The 15,503-nt window shown below is 31.6% G+C and carries 16 protein-coding genes and 1 other annotated feature; of the genes, 12 read left to right on the plus strand and 4 right to left on the minus strand.

Annotated elements, in window-relative coordinates; all coding sequences use genetic code 11:
* Nucleotides 1–56: 56 nt before the first annotated feature.
* The 6 genes from MKY00_RS13085 to MKY00_RS13110 all read left to right on the plus strand — a co-directional run bounded on the left by MKY00_RS13085 (nucleotide 57) and on the right by MKY00_RS13110 (nucleotide 5,580).
* On the plus strand, nucleotides 57–878 hold the full coding sequence (locus MKY00_RS13085) for an SDR family NAD(P)-dependent oxidoreductase (RefSeq protein ID WP_016717598.1): 822 nt from the start codon (nucleotides 57–59) through the stop codon (nucleotides 876–878).
* A gap of 54 nt (nucleotides 879–932) precedes the next feature.
* Nucleotides 933–1,191: a binding site (T-box leader), on the plus strand.
* A gap of 63 nt (nucleotides 1,192–1,254) precedes the next feature.
* Complete coding sequence (locus MKY00_RS13090; RefSeq protein WP_029141126.1) at nucleotides 1,255–2,493, plus strand: MFS transporter; 1,239 nt, start codon at nucleotides 1,255–1,257, stop codon at nucleotides 2,491–2,493.
* 240 nt (nucleotides 2,494–2,733) lie between these two features.
* Complete coding sequence (locus MKY00_RS13095; RefSeq protein WP_016717600.1) at nucleotides 2,734–3,327, plus strand: GNAT family N-acetyltransferase; 594 nt, start codon at nucleotides 2,734–2,736, stop codon at nucleotides 3,325–3,327.
* A 205-nt stretch (nucleotides 3,328–3,532) separates the two neighbouring features.
* On the plus strand, nucleotides 3,533–3,988 hold the full coding sequence (locus MKY00_RS13100) for a DUF1453 family protein (protein WP_016717601.1): 456 nt from the start codon (nucleotides 3,533–3,535) through the stop codon (nucleotides 3,986–3,988).
* Nucleotides 3,989–4,067: 79 nt separating this feature from the next.
* The gene (locus tag MKY00_RS13105) at nucleotides 4,068–4,574 is read left to right on the plus strand and encodes a DUF3189 family protein (RefSeq protein WP_016717602.1); all 507 of its coding nucleotides are present in this window, start codon (nucleotides 4,068–4,070) and stop codon (nucleotides 4,572–4,574) included.
* A 199-nt stretch (nucleotides 4,575–4,773) separates the two neighbouring features.
* Entirely contained in the window at nucleotides 4,774–5,580 is an 807-nt protein-coding gene (locus MKY00_RS13110) for a DegV family protein (protein WP_000831949.1), read from the plus strand.
* Nucleotides 5,581–5,699: 119 nt separating this feature from the next.
* Here the strand turns inward: MKY00_RS13110 and MKY00_RS13115 are convergent, their stop codons facing one another.
* Entirely contained in the window at nucleotides 5,700–6,272 is a 573-nt protein-coding gene (locus MKY00_RS13115) for a DJ-1/PfpI family protein (protein ID WP_016717603.1), read from the minus strand.
* A gap of 270 nt (nucleotides 6,273–6,542) precedes the next feature.
* Between MKY00_RS13115 and MKY00_RS13120 the strand changes: the two genes are divergently transcribed.
* Both MKY00_RS13120 and MKY00_RS13125 read left to right on the plus strand, forming a co-directional pair.
* Nucleotides 6,543–7,766, plus strand: coding sequence for a methyltransferase domain-containing protein (locus MKY00_RS13120; protein WP_062822563.1), 1,224 nt, complete (start codon nucleotides 6,543–6,545; stop codon nucleotides 7,764–7,766).
* A gap of 112 nt (nucleotides 7,767–7,878) precedes the next feature.
* Nucleotides 7,879–9,183: an MFS transporter gene (locus tag MKY00_RS13125; protein WP_016717604.1), complete on the plus strand. Its 1,305-nt coding sequence runs from the start codon at nucleotides 7,879–7,881 to the stop codon at nucleotides 9,181–9,183.
* A gap of 40 nt (nucleotides 9,184–9,223) precedes the next feature.
* Here the strand turns inward: MKY00_RS13125 and MKY00_RS13130 are convergent, their stop codons facing one another.
* A complete protein-coding gene (locus tag MKY00_RS13130; RefSeq protein WP_002021581.1) occupies nucleotides 9,224–9,940 on the minus strand; it encodes a hypothetical protein in 717 nt (238 codons plus the stop codon).
* A gap of 495 nt (nucleotides 9,941–10,435) precedes the next feature.
* Here MKY00_RS13130 and MKY00_RS13135 point away from each other — a divergent pair, with 495 nt between their 5' ends.
* From MKY00_RS13135 to MKY00_RS13145, 3 genes are all read left to right on the plus strand, one after another.
* The gene (locus tag MKY00_RS13135; RefSeq protein WP_001009763.1) at nucleotides 10,436–11,236 is read left to right on the plus strand and encodes a GNAT family N-acetyltransferase; all 801 of its coding nucleotides are present in this window, start codon (nucleotides 10,436–10,438) and stop codon (nucleotides 11,234–11,236) included.
* Nucleotides 11,237–11,281: 45 nt separating this feature from the next.
* Nucleotides 11,282–12,145, plus strand: coding sequence for a glycerophosphodiester phosphodiesterase (locus MKY00_RS13140; RefSeq protein WP_016717605.1), 864 nt, complete (start codon nucleotides 11,282–11,284; stop codon nucleotides 12,143–12,145).
* Between the two features lie 96 nt (nucleotides 12,146–12,241).
* Nucleotides 12,242–12,589 (plus strand): VOC family protein, encoded by a 348-nt coding sequence (locus MKY00_RS13145; RefSeq protein ID WP_001022863.1) that lies wholly within the window; start codon nucleotides 12,242–12,244, stop codon nucleotides 12,587–12,589.
* Between the two features lie 143 nt (nucleotides 12,590–12,732).
* Here the strand turns inward: MKY00_RS13145 and MKY00_RS13150 are convergent, their stop codons facing one another.
* Complete coding sequence (locus MKY00_RS13150; protein ID WP_000021776.1) at nucleotides 12,733–13,194, minus strand: DUF2306 domain-containing protein; 462 nt, start codon at nucleotides 13,192–13,194, stop codon at nucleotides 12,733–12,735.
* 159 nt (nucleotides 13,195–13,353) lie between these two features.
* On the opposite strand from MKY00_RS13150, the gene MKY00_RS13155 reads away from it, so the two are divergent.
* Entirely contained in the window at nucleotides 13,354–13,884 is a 531-nt protein-coding gene (locus MKY00_RS13155) for a DUF4269 domain-containing protein (RefSeq protein WP_000495174.1), read from the plus strand.
* A gap of 44 nt (nucleotides 13,885–13,928) precedes the next feature.
* Here the strand turns inward: MKY00_RS13155 and norG are convergent, their stop codons facing one another.
* Nucleotides 13,929–15,362, minus strand: a complete 1,434-nt coding sequence (norG, locus tag MKY00_RS13160; protein WP_016717606.1) for an efflux pump transcription regulator NorG — start codon at nucleotides 15,360–15,362, stop codon at nucleotides 13,929–13,931.
* Between the last annotated feature and the right edge of the window lie 141 nt (nucleotides 15,363–15,503).

The following is a 15,503-nucleotide window of genomic DNA, read 5'->3' on the forward strand; positions in this document are numbered from 1 at the left end:
AAATCTTTACACTCGTCCGTTTTCATTATATGTATTAACAACAGGAGGTTTTTTATATGGATGAACAAAGAGTCGCAATTGTAACTGGCGGAGCTTCTGGTATCGGTAAAGCTTTAGCTATTCAATTAGCAAATAAAGATATATTTGTAATTATCGCAGATATTAATGAAACAAGTGGTCAAGAGCTTGTGAATAATATAAAAAATAATAATCAACTAGCTAGGTTCGAATATTTAGATGTTACTAACGCTGAATCCGTAGAGGAACTTATTATAAAAATAGTTAATGAGTTTGGTAGAATTGATTATATGTTTAATAATGCAGGAATTGCTATGTATGGAGAAGTATTCGATATGTCTTTAGATAATTGGAAACATATTATTGAAATAAATTTATTAGGAGTAATTTACGGGACACAATTGGCTTACCAATTCATGAAAAAACAAGGATTTGGTCATATCATTAATACTGCGTCTGCAACAGGTTTAGGACCTGCTCCACTTTGTACCGCGTACGCAACTACCAAACATGCTATCGTCGGTTTAACCACTTCATTACATTATGAGGCAGAAGAATATGGTGTAAATGTAAGTGTGCTTTGTCCAACTTTTGTAGATACACCCATATTTGAAAAATCAATTGCAATTAATATGAATAAGAGCCAAATTATAAAACAACTAAAAACAAATAAGCCGATTTCAGCAGACAAGTTTGCTGAAATTGCGCTGAAAGCTATTCATAAAAATAAATTAGTTATATGTCCAATGCCGTTAAAAAAAACAATGGATGTACTCTTCACTTTATTTCCTTATCTTCATAAAAAGCTAATGCGTTTCGTATGCCGAATTGGTCGAAAAGCAAAAATGAACCAACTGTAAATGTCTGATTATTTTTTATTTACAGTTAAATATAAATGTGATAATATGGAAAAATCAAATGCAGTGAAGAGAAGAGTAAATAAAATGAATTTTTCACAGAGAGCTCCATTTAGCTGAAAAGGAGTAAAAATTCTTTATTGAACCAAGCCTCTGAGCAGCACATCGGAACCTATTATTAGGGGGTGGTGTGACGGGAGCTCCCGTTATAGAGCTATGGTATAAGCATGAATTAGAGTGCAGTACCTGATAAGGTTAATATGGTGACATATTAACAAACTAGGGTGGCACCGCGATGATAAATCTCGTCCCTAAGACTAAAGTCTTGGGGGTGGGATTTTTTTATTGGTTAAAAATAATTTGGAAAGCGGGGCCGAAAATGAAAAACTTACTTAACGATTGGAAATATCCTTTATTATTACTGTCCGGAGTTGGTATTGCAAATTTAGGGGCATGGATTTACTTAATAGCACTAAACGTACTTGTCTATAATATGGGCGGTTCAGCCCTAGCTGTTGCTACTTTATATGTAATTAAACCATTAGCCGCTTTATTAACAAACGCTTGGTCAGGGAGTATGATTGATCGTTTAAATAAACGAAAATTAATGTTTCACCTCGATATATATCGTGCGGTATTTATCGCTATTTTACCTTTACTTCCATCACTTTGGATGGTTTATGTATTCGTATTCTTTATTAGTATGGCTAATGCAATTTACGAGCCAACTGCTATGACATATATGACTAAATTAATTCCAGTTGAGAAAAGACAACGTTTCAACTCATTGCGTAGTTTAATAGGATCTGGTGCATTTTTAATTGGCCCAGCGATAGCGGGAGTATTGTTAATAGCAAGTACACCAGAGTTTGCAATATATATAAATGCTATAGCATTTCTCTTATCAGGAGTAATTACATTGCTATTACCTAATCTTGATAAAAAATCCGATATGCATACATCAAATGACAAGTTATCTTTAGCTGTACTAAAAAAAGATTGGAACATCGTTTTAAATTTTAGTAAAAAATCTTTGTATATCGTTTTTGTGTACTTCTTATTTCAAGGGATGATGGTTTTAGCTACCGCAAATGATTCGCTTGAATTGTCATTTGCTAAAGAAGTTCTATTGTTAACAGATAGTGAATATGGATTTTTAGTTAGTGCCGGCGGGGCTGGAATTATTTTAGGAGCTATAACAAATACAATGTTATCTAAAAAATTAGCGCCGTCATTTTTAATTGGAATAGGATCATTATTCATTGCAATTGGTTATTTAATTTATGCTTTTTCAAATGGGTTCGTAATAGCTGCTATCGGATTTCTTATTTTATCTTTCTCTATGGCATATGCAAATACAGGATATTATACCTTTTATCAAAACAACGTTCCTGTTCACATAATGGGACGGATTGGAAGTATATATGGACTAGTAATTGCCGGCATAACCATTTTGATTACGATTCTATTCGGAGTTGCAACTCAATTTATTTCTATACAACATGTAGTTATTGTAGGATCATTGGTAATGTTACTTATAACTATTATATTGTGTGTGTTTACTTTATTACCTTCAAAATCCAAGGTATATCATGCTGAATCAGTAGATTCCAAATAATTTTTTCTTCCATTTTTCAATTAGTATACATCACTAGAGGATTCTTCCATCTATATATTGAATAATAATTAGGTGGAAGAATCTCTTCTGCATATGACGGTGACAAATATGATTAATGCAAAGGATATAGTCCAGAAAATTATTATATCTAGATTTAGATTGTTCAATTGATTATATGTCTAAAGCAACGAAGTAGGAGTTGAAAAATTAATAAAAATATAGAGGGAGCTTTTAGATTACATGGATATTAAGATTAGAGCATATAAAAAATCTGATGAAACCGGTTGGGTACGTTGCCGTGTGTTATCTTTTTTAGATACAGCATATTACGATAACGTATTTAGAGAGAAAGAAAAATATGAAAATCCTGCAATTGAATTAGTAGCTGTATACGAAAATCAAATTGTGGGTTTAATAGATATTGAATATGAATTAGAAGAACGTACGGTATGTTCAAGAGGGACAGGTCTTGGCGGCATGATTTGGCATATTGCAGTTCATCCGGATTTCCGTAGAATGAAAATTGGTAATCAACTATTAAATGAGGCAGAAAAGTTAGCGAAAGAACTTAACCTAAATCGATTAGAAGCGTGGACTAGGGACAATCTATGGGTACATGGATGGTATGAAAAGAACGGATTTGTAAACGTAGATTCGTATTTACACGTATATAGCGATCATACAGACGAGATAAAAGGTGTAATGAAAAGTAATATTGATCAGTTATATCCGGTTCAAATATTTGCTCATTATACAGGTGAAAATAAAGAAGACATAAGAAAACAATTTAAACGAGTTCATAATTGTTTTTGTTTTGAAAAACATTTTAGTTGACTAGAAAACCTTTATTTTATAAATAACGGTACTAAAGACGTACGGGTAAAAAGTACGTCTTTTTATTTTTTAAAATAATGCTTCAGACTGATGGGAAATCAAATTCCACATCATACAATTGAAAGGAGTTATCGTATTTCAATTATGAAATGAAAAGAAGAGAATATAATTTTTAAAGGCAAACAACTATATAGGAGGACTTTAAATGGATATTGTACTTGTTATTCTTATTATTGTTTTGCTGCAAGGGAAAGAGCGAAAAATCAAAATAAATCGCATTTGGCTTGTTCCAGTTTTGTTGGGCTTTGTAACAATCCAGTCCATTATTCATATGGGACAAATAACTTTGCTGCAAGGACTATTATTTGTTGCAATGCTTGGAATTGGCTTAGGTTTTGGCATTATACGCGGAAAAGTTTTAACATTTCGATTAGATAGTGAAACGGGTCATGTATTACGAAAAGGAAATTGGTTAAGCACAATGATTCTTCTTGTTATTTTAGGTGCGAAAATTGGAATTAAGCAAAGTATGTTTTCAGGTAGTACACATTCCACATTAATGGTTGTAACGAATGCCTTTTTATGTATTACATTAGGTACGGTAATAAGTAGACGATATTATATCTGGAAAAAATATAATGAGTTAATACAAAAAGTGTAAATACATTTATCCCTTGTTTAACAATGCTGTGAACGGTAATACTAAATAACATTGAACTTTTATAACAAGGGATGATCATATGATATTCATTTACACTGATTTCGGCGGAACACATTCAACTGCACTCGCTGCAGCTTATCATTTAAATAAATTGCCAACTGACCGTAAGTTAACGAAAGAAGAAATATTAAATGTAGATTACTTTAATAAATTGAAAACCGAAGATATGGGGAAAATTATTTTTCATGGAATAGATGAAAATGGTAATCCTGTATATACAATTGGGTGCGGGGCATCTAAAGTCGTTGTACCTGCGATGAAGCATTTAGGAGAGATTTTGCAAAAACATTATCAAAGTCATGAAAAGATCGTTTTTTCTAATACATCACCAACTGTACCTTTACCAATGACTTTTGGCGGTCTGTTTTCTAGAAGATTTCATATTGACTTTATTGGTGTACCACTACTCGTATGGGGTGCAAAACTTAGCTGTGATAACATACAAAGACTTGTTAGTTATACGAAAGAAGCAGGTCGCTTGACGAACGATTATGTTGTGATTTTAGATAATGAAACTTTTAAATAATGTATGAGAAAAAGAAAATCGAGCAAATTTCTTGATTTTCTTTTTAATTTGTGAAAAAGACAAGAAATATTCACATTTATCATCTATCTACTATAGCCAAAACAATAAAGTCCTGTTACTATTACAGGGATATTCTCTTTTCATAACATAAATATATAGAAAAATTAGAAAAGAGGAATTGAATTAAGGGAGGAACAACATGAAGCGTGTTGCTTGGATTACTGATAGTACAACTGCGAGTTTTACAACAGAAGGAGATAACTTTGTTATCCCAATTGAAGTTATTATTGATGGTGTGTCGTATAAAGATTGTGAAGAAGGTGTGCGCGAGCGCGTTTATAATGCTTTAAACGAAGGTAAAACTGTCACTACATCACAACCTAACATAGGGGAAATGGTAGAGTTATTTTCGAAATGCAAAGAAGAATATGAAGAGGGATTTGCAGTTGCTATTAGCGGAAAAGTAAGTGGAACCTATCAAAACATGAAGTTAGCTGCAGAAATGGCAGGTTTCCCATTAACGGTATTAGATAGCGAAACAACAAGTTATCCAATGGATGAACTAATTAGAAAAGCGAAATCGTTATACAATGATGGTATGACTTTACAAGATATACACAAAACATTAGTAGATGAAAAAAGAAGACCTTTCCACGTATTCCCGAAAAGTTTAAAGGGTCTTTACGCAAGTGGACGTGTAAAGGGAGTTCAATTTTTACTTGGGAGTTTATTAAGTGTTAACTTAATATTAGAAGTAAAAGGTGGCGAGCTTTTACTTGAAAAGAAAGTTCGCAAAATCCAAAAATGTCGAGAATACATTAAAAATGAACTTGAAAAAGAATTACCAAAAGTACTTCACATGTTCCATGCTAACGATAAACCTGGAGCTGAAGAATGGATTGCAGATATTAGACAAGCATTCCCTGAAATGGATTTCAAACTATATCCATTACCAATTTCATTTGCGGTACATGCAGGTGAAGGTACAATAGCAATTAGTTATTAAGAAGAAAACCCGTGAATGATTCGCGGGTTTTTTTATTTGAAAATGGGGACACACCATGTCTATATTAAGCAAAAGAATTCATTTTATTGTTTCCAGGACTAACCAATCACTCGACTTATTTAAAAATATAAACCTTTTCCTACTGGCTGAACAGTTTCTAGTACAATATCAACCATTTCTTCATTAAGCAGGGTCCTTATAATCCAAGCTGAAAGTTCTTGAGCAGCAAAACAACCCGCAGCAGTTGAAATATTTCCTTCGTTTACGAAACTTTTTTCAATAACCTCTACGCCAAATTCTTTAAGTTGTTCTACTGCGGATGGATATGTAGTTGCTTTTTTGCCAGTTAGCAATTTTTTAGCTCCTAATAGTAGTGAACCAGAACACATAGATCCTATTAATTGTCTTTGAGGATCTACATGAATGCTATTAATATATTCTTGGTTTTTATATAAATCTTGTACACCTTTACCGCTTGCAAATATTACAGCGTCAGCAGAAGGAAGATCAAATATACTTCCTGTCATGGGAATACGTAAGCCAGACATGGATATATGAGTTTTTTCCGTTCCTAAAAGCTGGACATCCCAATCAGAAATACCACCAACTAAACGTACACGATTTAATAAATCCCATGGTAGAAAAACATCAATATCAGTAAAGTTATCGAAACAGACTATTGCAATTGTCATTTTCTAATCCCTCATTCCGTATGTATATCCCCTTATTTAGAATATAAACTCCTCCTTTTTATTTTCTATATTAAGTTATAAATTCCTGTATATCCTATACGTTCTATACGATGGAAATTTAATTAAATAAAAGGATTATACACCTTATAAAATATGTGGTATTCAAATACCCCATACATAACGTAAATAATGTTGTTTCAAAAGTTTAAAGGGTTTTTAAATATAAAAATAGAAATCTGTATAAAAAAATATTTAAATGGTAGGGATATTATGAAAATCGGTAAGTTTGGAGAAGTAAATAACTTAAGTATTGATACAATTAGACATTATATGGATCTTAGTCTCATTATTCCTGAAAAAAAGGGAGGACACTATTTTTTTGATGAGTATTGTCAAACAGATTTAGAACTCATTTTATATTACAAAGATTTAGGATTTAGTTTGAATGAAATTAAAGAACTATTTTTTTATAAAAATTTAGCGAAATCTATGAATTACGAAAAAGATACTTTTTACCAATCTTTATTTAAACTGAAATATGACAAGATGGAACAGGAAATAGAACTTTTAGAGGAGAAACGGGATAAATTAAAGGGAGTGTTACATGATTTATTATTAACAAATGAAACTTCTAATTCAATTATAGGGATAGATTTAAGTGTACTACATTTACTTACATGTTCTAAGTGTAGCGAAAAATTAATTCTTCAAGATGGAATTATTACTAACAATCAAATTACTGAGGGGAAGTTAATTTGTGATTGTGGTGAAGAATATATTATTACTTCAGGAATTATAACTGCGGGTAAATTATTTAAAGCAAATGAGCTGACGTCACTTGATGATACTATTTCGGATTATATTCATGAAACGGATACTGCTTTTTTAGAAAATATACAGAAGGGAGGAGAATGGGCGAAAAAGAAACTAATGCAGCTAGATTTAAATAATAAGATACTACTGGATTTAGGATCCGGCCTCGGATTCTTTTTACGGAATAGTTATGAAGAACTACCGGAAGATTGTTTATATATTGCTGTTGATCGAGATTTGAATAAACTTTTATTTTTAAAAGATGTAATTGAAAAAAGAAATCCTAAAAGAAACATTTTATTTATCTGTGCTGATTTCTTAAACATCCCTATTCAAAAAGATTCTGTTGATATTGTAATTGATCAGTCTGGTACAAGTAATTATAGTTTTGAACATGAGGCTTTTTTATTACACGAATTAAATTCGCTTTTTAAACACGATTGTTATTTATTAAGCTCATTTATTTTATTTAATAAATTCAGTATAAATAGCCAAATTACAACTAGATTTCGAGAGAATTTTAAACTTTCAAAAGTAATGAAAGAAATTCATAATCTAAGGTTTCAATCCATTGATGAACGAACGTCAAATTATTTGGAACGGGGCGGAAAATACGAGGATTTCTTTGTTCAAGGAGAAGAAATTTATACATATTCATTTTTCGGAAAAAGATGGGGTTAACCCCATCTTTTATTTATTTTCCCTTCAAACTTTTCAAATCGTACATATTGCGATTGGGTTGACCCGAGAACTTACAATGTACGTAACACAAAATTAGGCAGGGGGAAAAGTTATGGCAAGTTTACGATTACATATGGAAAATAAAAAAAGAAACCAAGAGTTAAGAAATATTTGTTTATATTCAATTGCAAAAACAGTATCACTATTCGGTAGCTCTATTTATAGTTTTGCATTAGGATTGTATGTTTTACAAATAACTGGATCTGCGTTAAATTTCGCGATTACGCTCATATTAGGAACAATTCCAATGATTGTTATGAATCCATTTGCCGGTGTAATTGCTGATAAGGTTGATAAAAAGAAACTCGTCGTTTGTATGGACGTACTAAGCGGATGCTTATTAATAACTGTTTATATATTAAGCAGCTATTATGGTTTAAACTTATTCATCGTTTATACTACTACCTTTCTTATGACAGTATTTACAACATTTTTTGGAATAGGGTTAGAGGCTGCAAAACCAAATATCGTCTCTAAAGAGAGACTAATGAGTCTTAACTCTATAAGTAAAATTATCGACTCTATATCTTTAATTCTAGGACCTATGTTAGGAGGCATTGTTTTTGCGGTCTTTGATATGAAAACTTTTATAATTATTAACGGTATTTCATTTATCCTTTCGGCTATATCCATATTGTTTATAAACTTTAAATTGTGTGAGCAATACATAAATGAGGAATGTTCAATTAGAGAAATTCATTTTATTAAAGATATAAAGGAGGGATGCTCTTACTTAATGGAGCGGGAAAGCCTAAAAAATACGTTTCGTATTTTAATTTCATTTAATTTTTTCCTTGGATTTGCTGTAACTGTTCCATTGCCATACATTATTAATACAGTTCTCAACCTTAGTTCTAAACAATTTGGTTTGATTCAAGGGACTTTCCCGATAGGTATGATAGTTGGTGCAATGTTAGTGAAAAAGATAACGAATCGTTTTTCTTATTCCTATCTATTGAAAAAAATAAGTTTTATGTTGGCAATTTTTATGATAGTTTCAGGTGCCCCAGTCCTATTCAAAAGTATTGAAGTTAATAATATTGTATTTGTTACTATGTATTGCGCTATTATGTTCTTTTTAGGGCTAATGATAGCATTAATCGATATCCCTTTAATTTATTTTATGCAAAGAGAGATTCCAGATGAATATAGGGGCAGAGTGCTTAGTATTGGATTAAGCGTAGGTAAAATGATGCAGCCGATAGCACTGGCATTATCAGGTCTATTATTAAATCATATTCCAGCCTACACACTTCCAATTGGAGGAGGGATCGTATTTCTTATTTTGAATCAGGTTTACTCAAATAAATTGAATTTAGAAATTCATTCAAAAGGGTATAGTGTTGAACGTAATTAAATAATATGGAAAAAGCGCAGGATCATCATCCTGCGCTTGTCTATCGTAATTCAGCTGTTTTTCTAATAACAATCTTATCAATATCGTCTTCTTCATCACCAATAAATAACCCGCGTTCTTTTAAGTACGCTTCAAAATATAAATCTGCTTCTGCACGTTCATCATATGGTTTTACAGATAGAACGAAACCTAATTTGTTTTGTTCCTCTAAATGAGAAGTGGAAATGTAAGCTGGTACATTGTGTCGTAAAAAGAGTTCTTTAACCGGAATAATCATATCTTTCATTAATTTCGTTAACATACCCATCTCAAACTCGAAATTAAAGCGATCTATACTACATAAATCGGCGAATACTACACCGATAAAACCTGTATTAAATACTTCTTGATATTCTACGTCTTCGTCATGATTACCGTAAAAATTCTTTTCGATTAAATAATTTACAAAATAAGCAACACCGTCACTTTGTTCAAATGGTTTCGTTGAAAGAACAAAGCCGATTTTCTTTTGTTTATGTAAATATACACATGACATATATGCTGAAATGTTATGTTCCTTAAATAGAGAACTTGTTGCCCCAGAGAGACCATCTAATACGTGATGAACAATTTGAAGTTTTTTACGAGCGAAATAATAGGATTTCTTTTGTAACTCCAATGTATCAATAAAGACAGAGCCGATAAAGCCTGTATTTGAAATGATAGGTGTTTGCTTTTTTCTTCCTCTGCGCTTTGCTTGAGCCATTGTAAAAATCATCCCTTCATGTACAATTAAAATAAAAAGAACGTTTGTTCGTATATTTATATTTTACTATTAAAACGCTATAAAGTAAAGGGTTTTTGACGAAAAAAACAACAAAAAAGACACCTGCAAAAGGTGCCTTAAACGCTGTGGGGAAGAGGGTTCATCCCCACAATTTATATTATGATACAGAAACAATCTCTTCTGTATCTTCTACATCTAAATGACAGTCCATTGTACGAACATCTTGATCTTCATGACTTCCGAAATAAATAGTAATTTTCATATGTATCGCTCCTTTATTCTAGGAATACCTAAAATAATTACTAGTAATGATAATATTTATTATATACCACTTTTTTCATTCCGACAACGTTATATCATTTTTTATTCTTTAAGGGCGCAAAGAGTAATGTAAAGAGATATTTTTATAGAAATAGGTACATTTCTTATATGTTATATTTAATACTGAAGTATTCGAATACAAATTTTATAAAAGGAGCAAAATGGATGAATTTTAAACAGTTACTAATAGATAATTTTACATATAAAACTTCATATATTGCGCGGCAGGCACAGGGAATGAATGTGAAAGAAACGAAGGATTACATTGCTGTCGACTGTGGTTTACCTGCAGATACATTTAATATCATTACTTTACTAAACAATAATGTAACAGAAGGGATCGAGAAATTATATAAAGAGGTAAACAACTATAATCAAAAGAAATTTCCAATGAGTGTTTGGTTTTGGGATGATAGGTACGAGCAGACTATAAAAAGCGAATTAATAAAACTGGACTTAAAAGAAGCAGAACAAAATATTGCAATGGTCGCAGAATTAAATACAATTCATCCGACAATAAACATGCCAGAAGGTTTTACAATACAAAAAGCATCTTCACCAGAACAAATTAAAAAGTTTGGAGAAACGTTAGCTAATTTGTTTGGTTCATCAGAGGAAGGTATACATGTACAAGCATTCTACAATCAAACTGCTTCTTTCGACTTATGGAATAGTGGGAATATGAACCTATACTTAGGACTTTATAAAGATGAAGTCATATCGGTTGGTTCATTAGTATGTACAAAAGATAGTATTGGTATTTATGATATAGCAACGAAAGAAGAAATGAGAGGAAAAGGATTTGGTTCTACTATGTTTCATTACTTGCTACAAGAAGCAAAGGCATTAAACGTTGCTCAATGCGTATTACAAGCTTCACCTGATGGGATTAATATTTATAAAAAGGCCGGTTTTCAATCTGTTGGACAAATGACTGTATTTGAAAATCGACATTTATTTGAATAAATTATTCAAGCCAAATTGCTTTCATGTAGGAGTTAATAAATCATTATGAAAAAGATATATATCGTTACAATACTTTGCATCTTTATAGTAATAGGTACTTTTGTTTTTCATAAAGTAAATGAACGTAAGTACACGAAAGCTATTAATCAATCAACTCATATAAAAAACATTGCACATAGAGGAGCTTCTGCGTATGCACCAGAACATACAATAGCAGCTTATACATTAGGACAACAATTAAAAGGAGATTATATAGAAATAGATCTCCAAATGACAAAAGACGGATATTTAGTAGCTATGCATGATGAAACATTAAATCGTACTACAAATGGTACAGGACTAGTCAAGGAACATACATTAGAAGAAATAAAGCAACTAAATGCAGGCTCTACTTACAATAAAAAGTATCCAAATTTAGCAAAGAAAGAATATGAAAATGCTAAAGTTCCAACACTCGAAGAAGTAATTGAAGTGTTTGGGCATGACGCGAACTATTATATTGAAACAAAATCACCTGATGAATATCCAGAAATGGAAGAAAAGTTATTAGAAATTATTAATCACTATGAAATACAGGATAAAGTTATTATTCAATCATTTAGTGAAGAAAGTCTGCAAAAAATTCATAATTTAAATGTTAATATACCCCTGGTGCAATTATTATCCTATAAGAAGGCAGTTCAATTAACTGAATTAGAGATAAAAAAGTATAAAACATATTGCATTGGTCTTGGAATGAACTATAAATATATTGATTCAGCTTACGTAAAGAAAATAAAGAAACAAGGATTAGAAGTTCATCCATTTACTGCAGATAATGAAGCAGACATGAAAAAGTTACTATTATGGGGAGTTGACGGGATGTTTACGAATTATCCGGATCGATTACATTCATTATTAAAGTTTTAATTAAAAGAAACTGTTTTTAACGTAATAGTTTATATAGGTTTTCGAGTAATATATAATTAAATTAATCTAGTTAAACTAAAAAGGAGTGTAAGTAGGATGAATATATTAGCTGTTGTCCCACGCCTCTATGTTTCAGACTTACAAACTCATCTAGAATTTTACAAAATACTATTAAAGCAAGAAAAACCACACGAATTTCAAATGAACGGAACGCATGTGATTAGATTTACAAATTTACTTTTAATTGAAGAATTAAAAGAAACAATTAAGAATCATGTTGCTGCAACGATTGTAATTGATGATCTCAACGAAGTAAAAGAACTAATCTTAAACTATAACGGCGTAATGATTACTGAACCAATACAAGTACCCACAGGTATGAAAATGATAATTCGTCATCCAGATGGTAATATCATTGAATACATAGAGCCGACATTGAAATGAAATATGAAAAAGACGTGAAGAAGAATCCAATAAGCATATTGGATTCTTTTTTTGCTAGTTTTACGAACCGAACGCGAAAGAATACGACATTGGGTATTATTTTTCATAAGTTTAGTCAGAAAGTAACGAAAATGTAATGAATTTTAACTACGCTTTTTATATTTTTTTGATACACTGGCTACGAGAGGAATACCGATTAATGTAGGTAAAAACCAAAACCATATAGGTGGCAGTAAATTAATTATGGGAATATGAATACCGACGTTTACTAAAAGTGCGGTTACCGCACCTATATAAGAACCTAACATACCTCTAATATGGTGGTGGATCCAATTTTTCCAGCGTTTTTTTCTTGCAAGGTAGCCATAAATCGCAAAAGCATAAGAGAAAATTGCTACATAAAATAAATATGCGATTTTATCCCAGTTTATAATGGATAATATAATTGCAGTGAGGGTAATGACAACATAGGATGCATGATATATTTCGCCCCATTCCGTATGTTTCCCTTTCTTCTTTTGAGCAACCATCGCCACAATACCGGTAATTAAACATATTGTTCCAAATAAAATGTGGATGGTCAAAAGAACATTGAAAATACTCATAATAATTCCTCCTTTTTTATTTCTATAGTATTGCAGTATAGGAGAAAAGTTGAAACATATCGTTTATTCGTCTTAATATATTGAAATAAAGGTACTCTTAGAACAAATTTTCTTGAATTTAGTGAGTCACGTATTACGTGAAATGAAGGAGAGACTTCCATGTTTACATCTATTACATATTTACAATCAGGGAATGACAAGCAACAAAAGGTTTATGATGTTTTGAATAAACTAAACATCATGGAGGATTTAGCTTTATATAATCCCGTTCTTTGCGGGACTATACCTATAAGAATTGATACGCTTCAATCTGACTTAGATATAGTAATGGAAGTACATAACTTTGATGTTTTTGAACAAGAAATGAGATCTTTATATGGTTCTTATGAAGGATTCAAAATAAAAAAGAAAAAAATTAAAAATACCGAATCGATAAAGGTGAATTTTAAATTTGAAGGTTTTGATTTTGAATTATTTGCCCAGCCTAAGCCAGTGCGTAACCAAAATGCGTATAGACATATGATAGTAGAACACATGTTATTAATGCAGCATCCACATATAAGGGAAGAAATTATTCGCTTAAAAGAGAAAGGTTTAAAAACAGAGCCTGCTTTTGCTCAAGTATTAAACATTGTCGGGGATCCTTATGACGAACTTATTTTATTGGGACAGGAAATGAGATTGTGGTAAATAAGATATACAAAAACTCCTCCATAGAAAAAGAGGAGTTTTTGTTATGCCATTAGCTTACGAATTAATTCACTCAACAATTTAATCCCGTTAGTGATTTGTTCAGAGGAAGCATATCCATACGATAAACGTATGTACTGATCTGATTCTTCTTCATAGATACGTCCTGGGTTTAATAGAACCCCTTTTGATAGAGCCTCTGAAAATAATTTCTTCATCGGAATGCTAGGTACTACCTTTAGCCATATAAAAAATCCACCACTAGGAATATCCCACGTTGCAACATCTGCACAATACTTATTTAAAGCCCGTATCATGATTTGTCTTCGTTCTTTTAGTTGAATTCTTACGTTTGCAACATGTTCCTCATAAAAACCTTTATTTATCCATTCGGCAGCAACCCTTTGAGATAATGAACTCGATCCATAGTCTGTTTGCATTTTTATATCTGACAATCTATCAATAACTGGTTCAGGTCCAATAATCCATCCAATTCTAAGTCCTGGGCTAAGTGTTTTAGATAGGCTACCAACATATAATACATGTCCATGTTTATCTATCGACTTTAAAGGGACTGGAGGTGGTTCATCAATCCATAACTCGCGATAAATATCATCTTCAATAATAGGTAACTGTTCCTTTTCACATATTTTTATTATTTCTTTTCTTCGCTCTTTAGACATTAATATCCCTGTTGGGTTTTGAAAACTAGGGATAGAATATAAAATGTTTTTCTTTTTACTATATTTAATGCGTTTTAATAATTCGTTAGGTAAAACACCGTGATGATCCATAGCTATACCAGATAAATTTATATTTGCTGATTGAAATACATGAAGTGTATATAAGTAAGAAGGTTGTTCAAGTAAAACAGTTGATTCTCTATGCAAAAGACCAATTGATATTAATTGCAATGCTTGTAATGCACCAGAGACGATTAATATAGAACTCGGTGACGTATGTATTCCGAATGATTTTACGTATTTACTTATTGCTTTACGTAACGGATAAAACCCTTTTTGTTCTTCGTATCCAAAATAATCTAATTCCTCACTTACTTTTTTCATAATGGACTGCATCGTTTCTAACGGAAAAAGATGAGGAGCAAGTTCGCCTTTACTAAGATGGATAAGTTTGTTATTTGCTTCTGCCTCATTTATTTCTCGTACCATTAACTTGCTTGGTTTATGAATACCGGCCTTTACATATTCACTCCAATCAGGTGGTGGATTCGTTGCTAATAATGACCATGTATTATTCGTTACAATTGTTCCTGCTCCAATTTTCCCTTGAATCAGTCCATCAGCCATAAGTTCATCTAGTGCAGTTATTACAGTGCTACGATTTACTTCAAATGATTTTGCTAACTGCCTTTGACTAGGGATCTTACTTCCAATTGGCCACTCTCCATTTTCAATTTTTTCTTTCATATAATCTACTATCTGCCGATACTTAGGCAGTTTTTTACTATTTGTCATAAATAAACTCCCCTCGTTCACTTAAAAAATGCCAAGTGGTTGGTTTTTACGATAAGTAACTGGTTGAAGACATTGTATCAACTATTAAATATGATGAAAAGAAATAATTGGTAATTCGAAAATGGTTGGTTTATTAGGGAG

Source organism: Bacillus sp. FSL R9-9834, assembly GCF_038006905.1.
Lineage (GTDB): Bacteria > Bacillota > Bacilli > Bacillales > Bacillaceae_G > Bacillus_A > Bacillus_A pacificus.

Bases quoted from the DNA above. Each gene is read 5' to 3' on its own strand.
- MKY00_RS13085 (WP_016717598.1), top strand. From the start codon at position 57: ATGGATGAACAAAGAGTCGCAATTGTAACTGGCGGAGCTTCTGGTATC.
- MKY00_RS13090 (WP_029141126.1), top strand. From the start codon at position 1,255: ATGAAAAACTTACTTAACGATTGGAAATATCCTTTATTATTACTGTCC.
- MKY00_RS13095 (WP_016717600.1), top strand. From the start codon at position 2,734: ATGGATATTAAGATTAGAGCATATAAAAAATCTGATGAAACCGGTTGG.
- MKY00_RS13100 (WP_016717601.1), top strand. From the start codon at position 3,533: ATGGATATTGTACTTGTTATTCTTATTATTGTTTTGCTGCAAGGGAAA.
- MKY00_RS13105 (WP_016717602.1), top strand. From the start codon at position 4,068: ATGATATTCATTTACACTGATTTCGGCGGAACACATTCAACTGCACTC.
- MKY00_RS13110 (WP_000831949.1), top strand. From the start codon at position 4,774: ATGAAGCGTGTTGCTTGGATTACTGATAGTACAACTGCGAGTTTTACA.
- MKY00_RS13115 (WP_016717603.1), bottom strand. From the start codon at position 6,272: ATGACAATTGCAATAGTCTGTTTCGATAACTTTACTGATATTGATGTT.
- MKY00_RS13120 (WP_062822563.1), top strand. From the start codon at position 6,543: ATGAAAATCGGTAAGTTTGGAGAAGTAAATAACTTAAGTATTGATACA.
- MKY00_RS13125 (WP_016717604.1), top strand. From the start codon at position 7,879: ATGGCAAGTTTACGATTACATATGGAAAATAAAAAAAGAAACCAAGAG.
- MKY00_RS13130 (WP_002021581.1), bottom strand. From the start codon at position 9,940: ATGATTTTTACAATGGCTCAAGCAAAGCGCAGAGGAAGAAAAAAGCAA.
- MKY00_RS13135 (WP_001009763.1), top strand. From the start codon at position 10,436: ATGAATTTTAAACAGTTACTAATAGATAATTTTACATATAAAACTTCA.
- MKY00_RS13140 (WP_016717605.1), top strand. From the start codon at position 11,282: ATGAAAAAGATATATATCGTTACAATACTTTGCATCTTTATAGTAATA.
- MKY00_RS13145 (WP_001022863.1), top strand. From the start codon at position 12,242: ATGAATATATTAGCTGTTGTCCCACGCCTCTATGTTTCAGACTTACAA.
- MKY00_RS13150 (WP_000021776.1), bottom strand. From the start codon at position 13,194: ATGAGTATTTTCAATGTTCTTTTGACCATCCACATTTTATTTGGAACA.
- MKY00_RS13155 (WP_000495174.1), top strand. From the start codon at position 13,354: ATGTTTACATCTATTACATATTTACAATCAGGGAATGACAAGCAACAA.
- norG (WP_016717606.1), bottom strand. From the start codon at position 15,362: ATGACAAATAGTAAAAAACTGCCTAAGTATCGGCAGATAGTAGATTAT.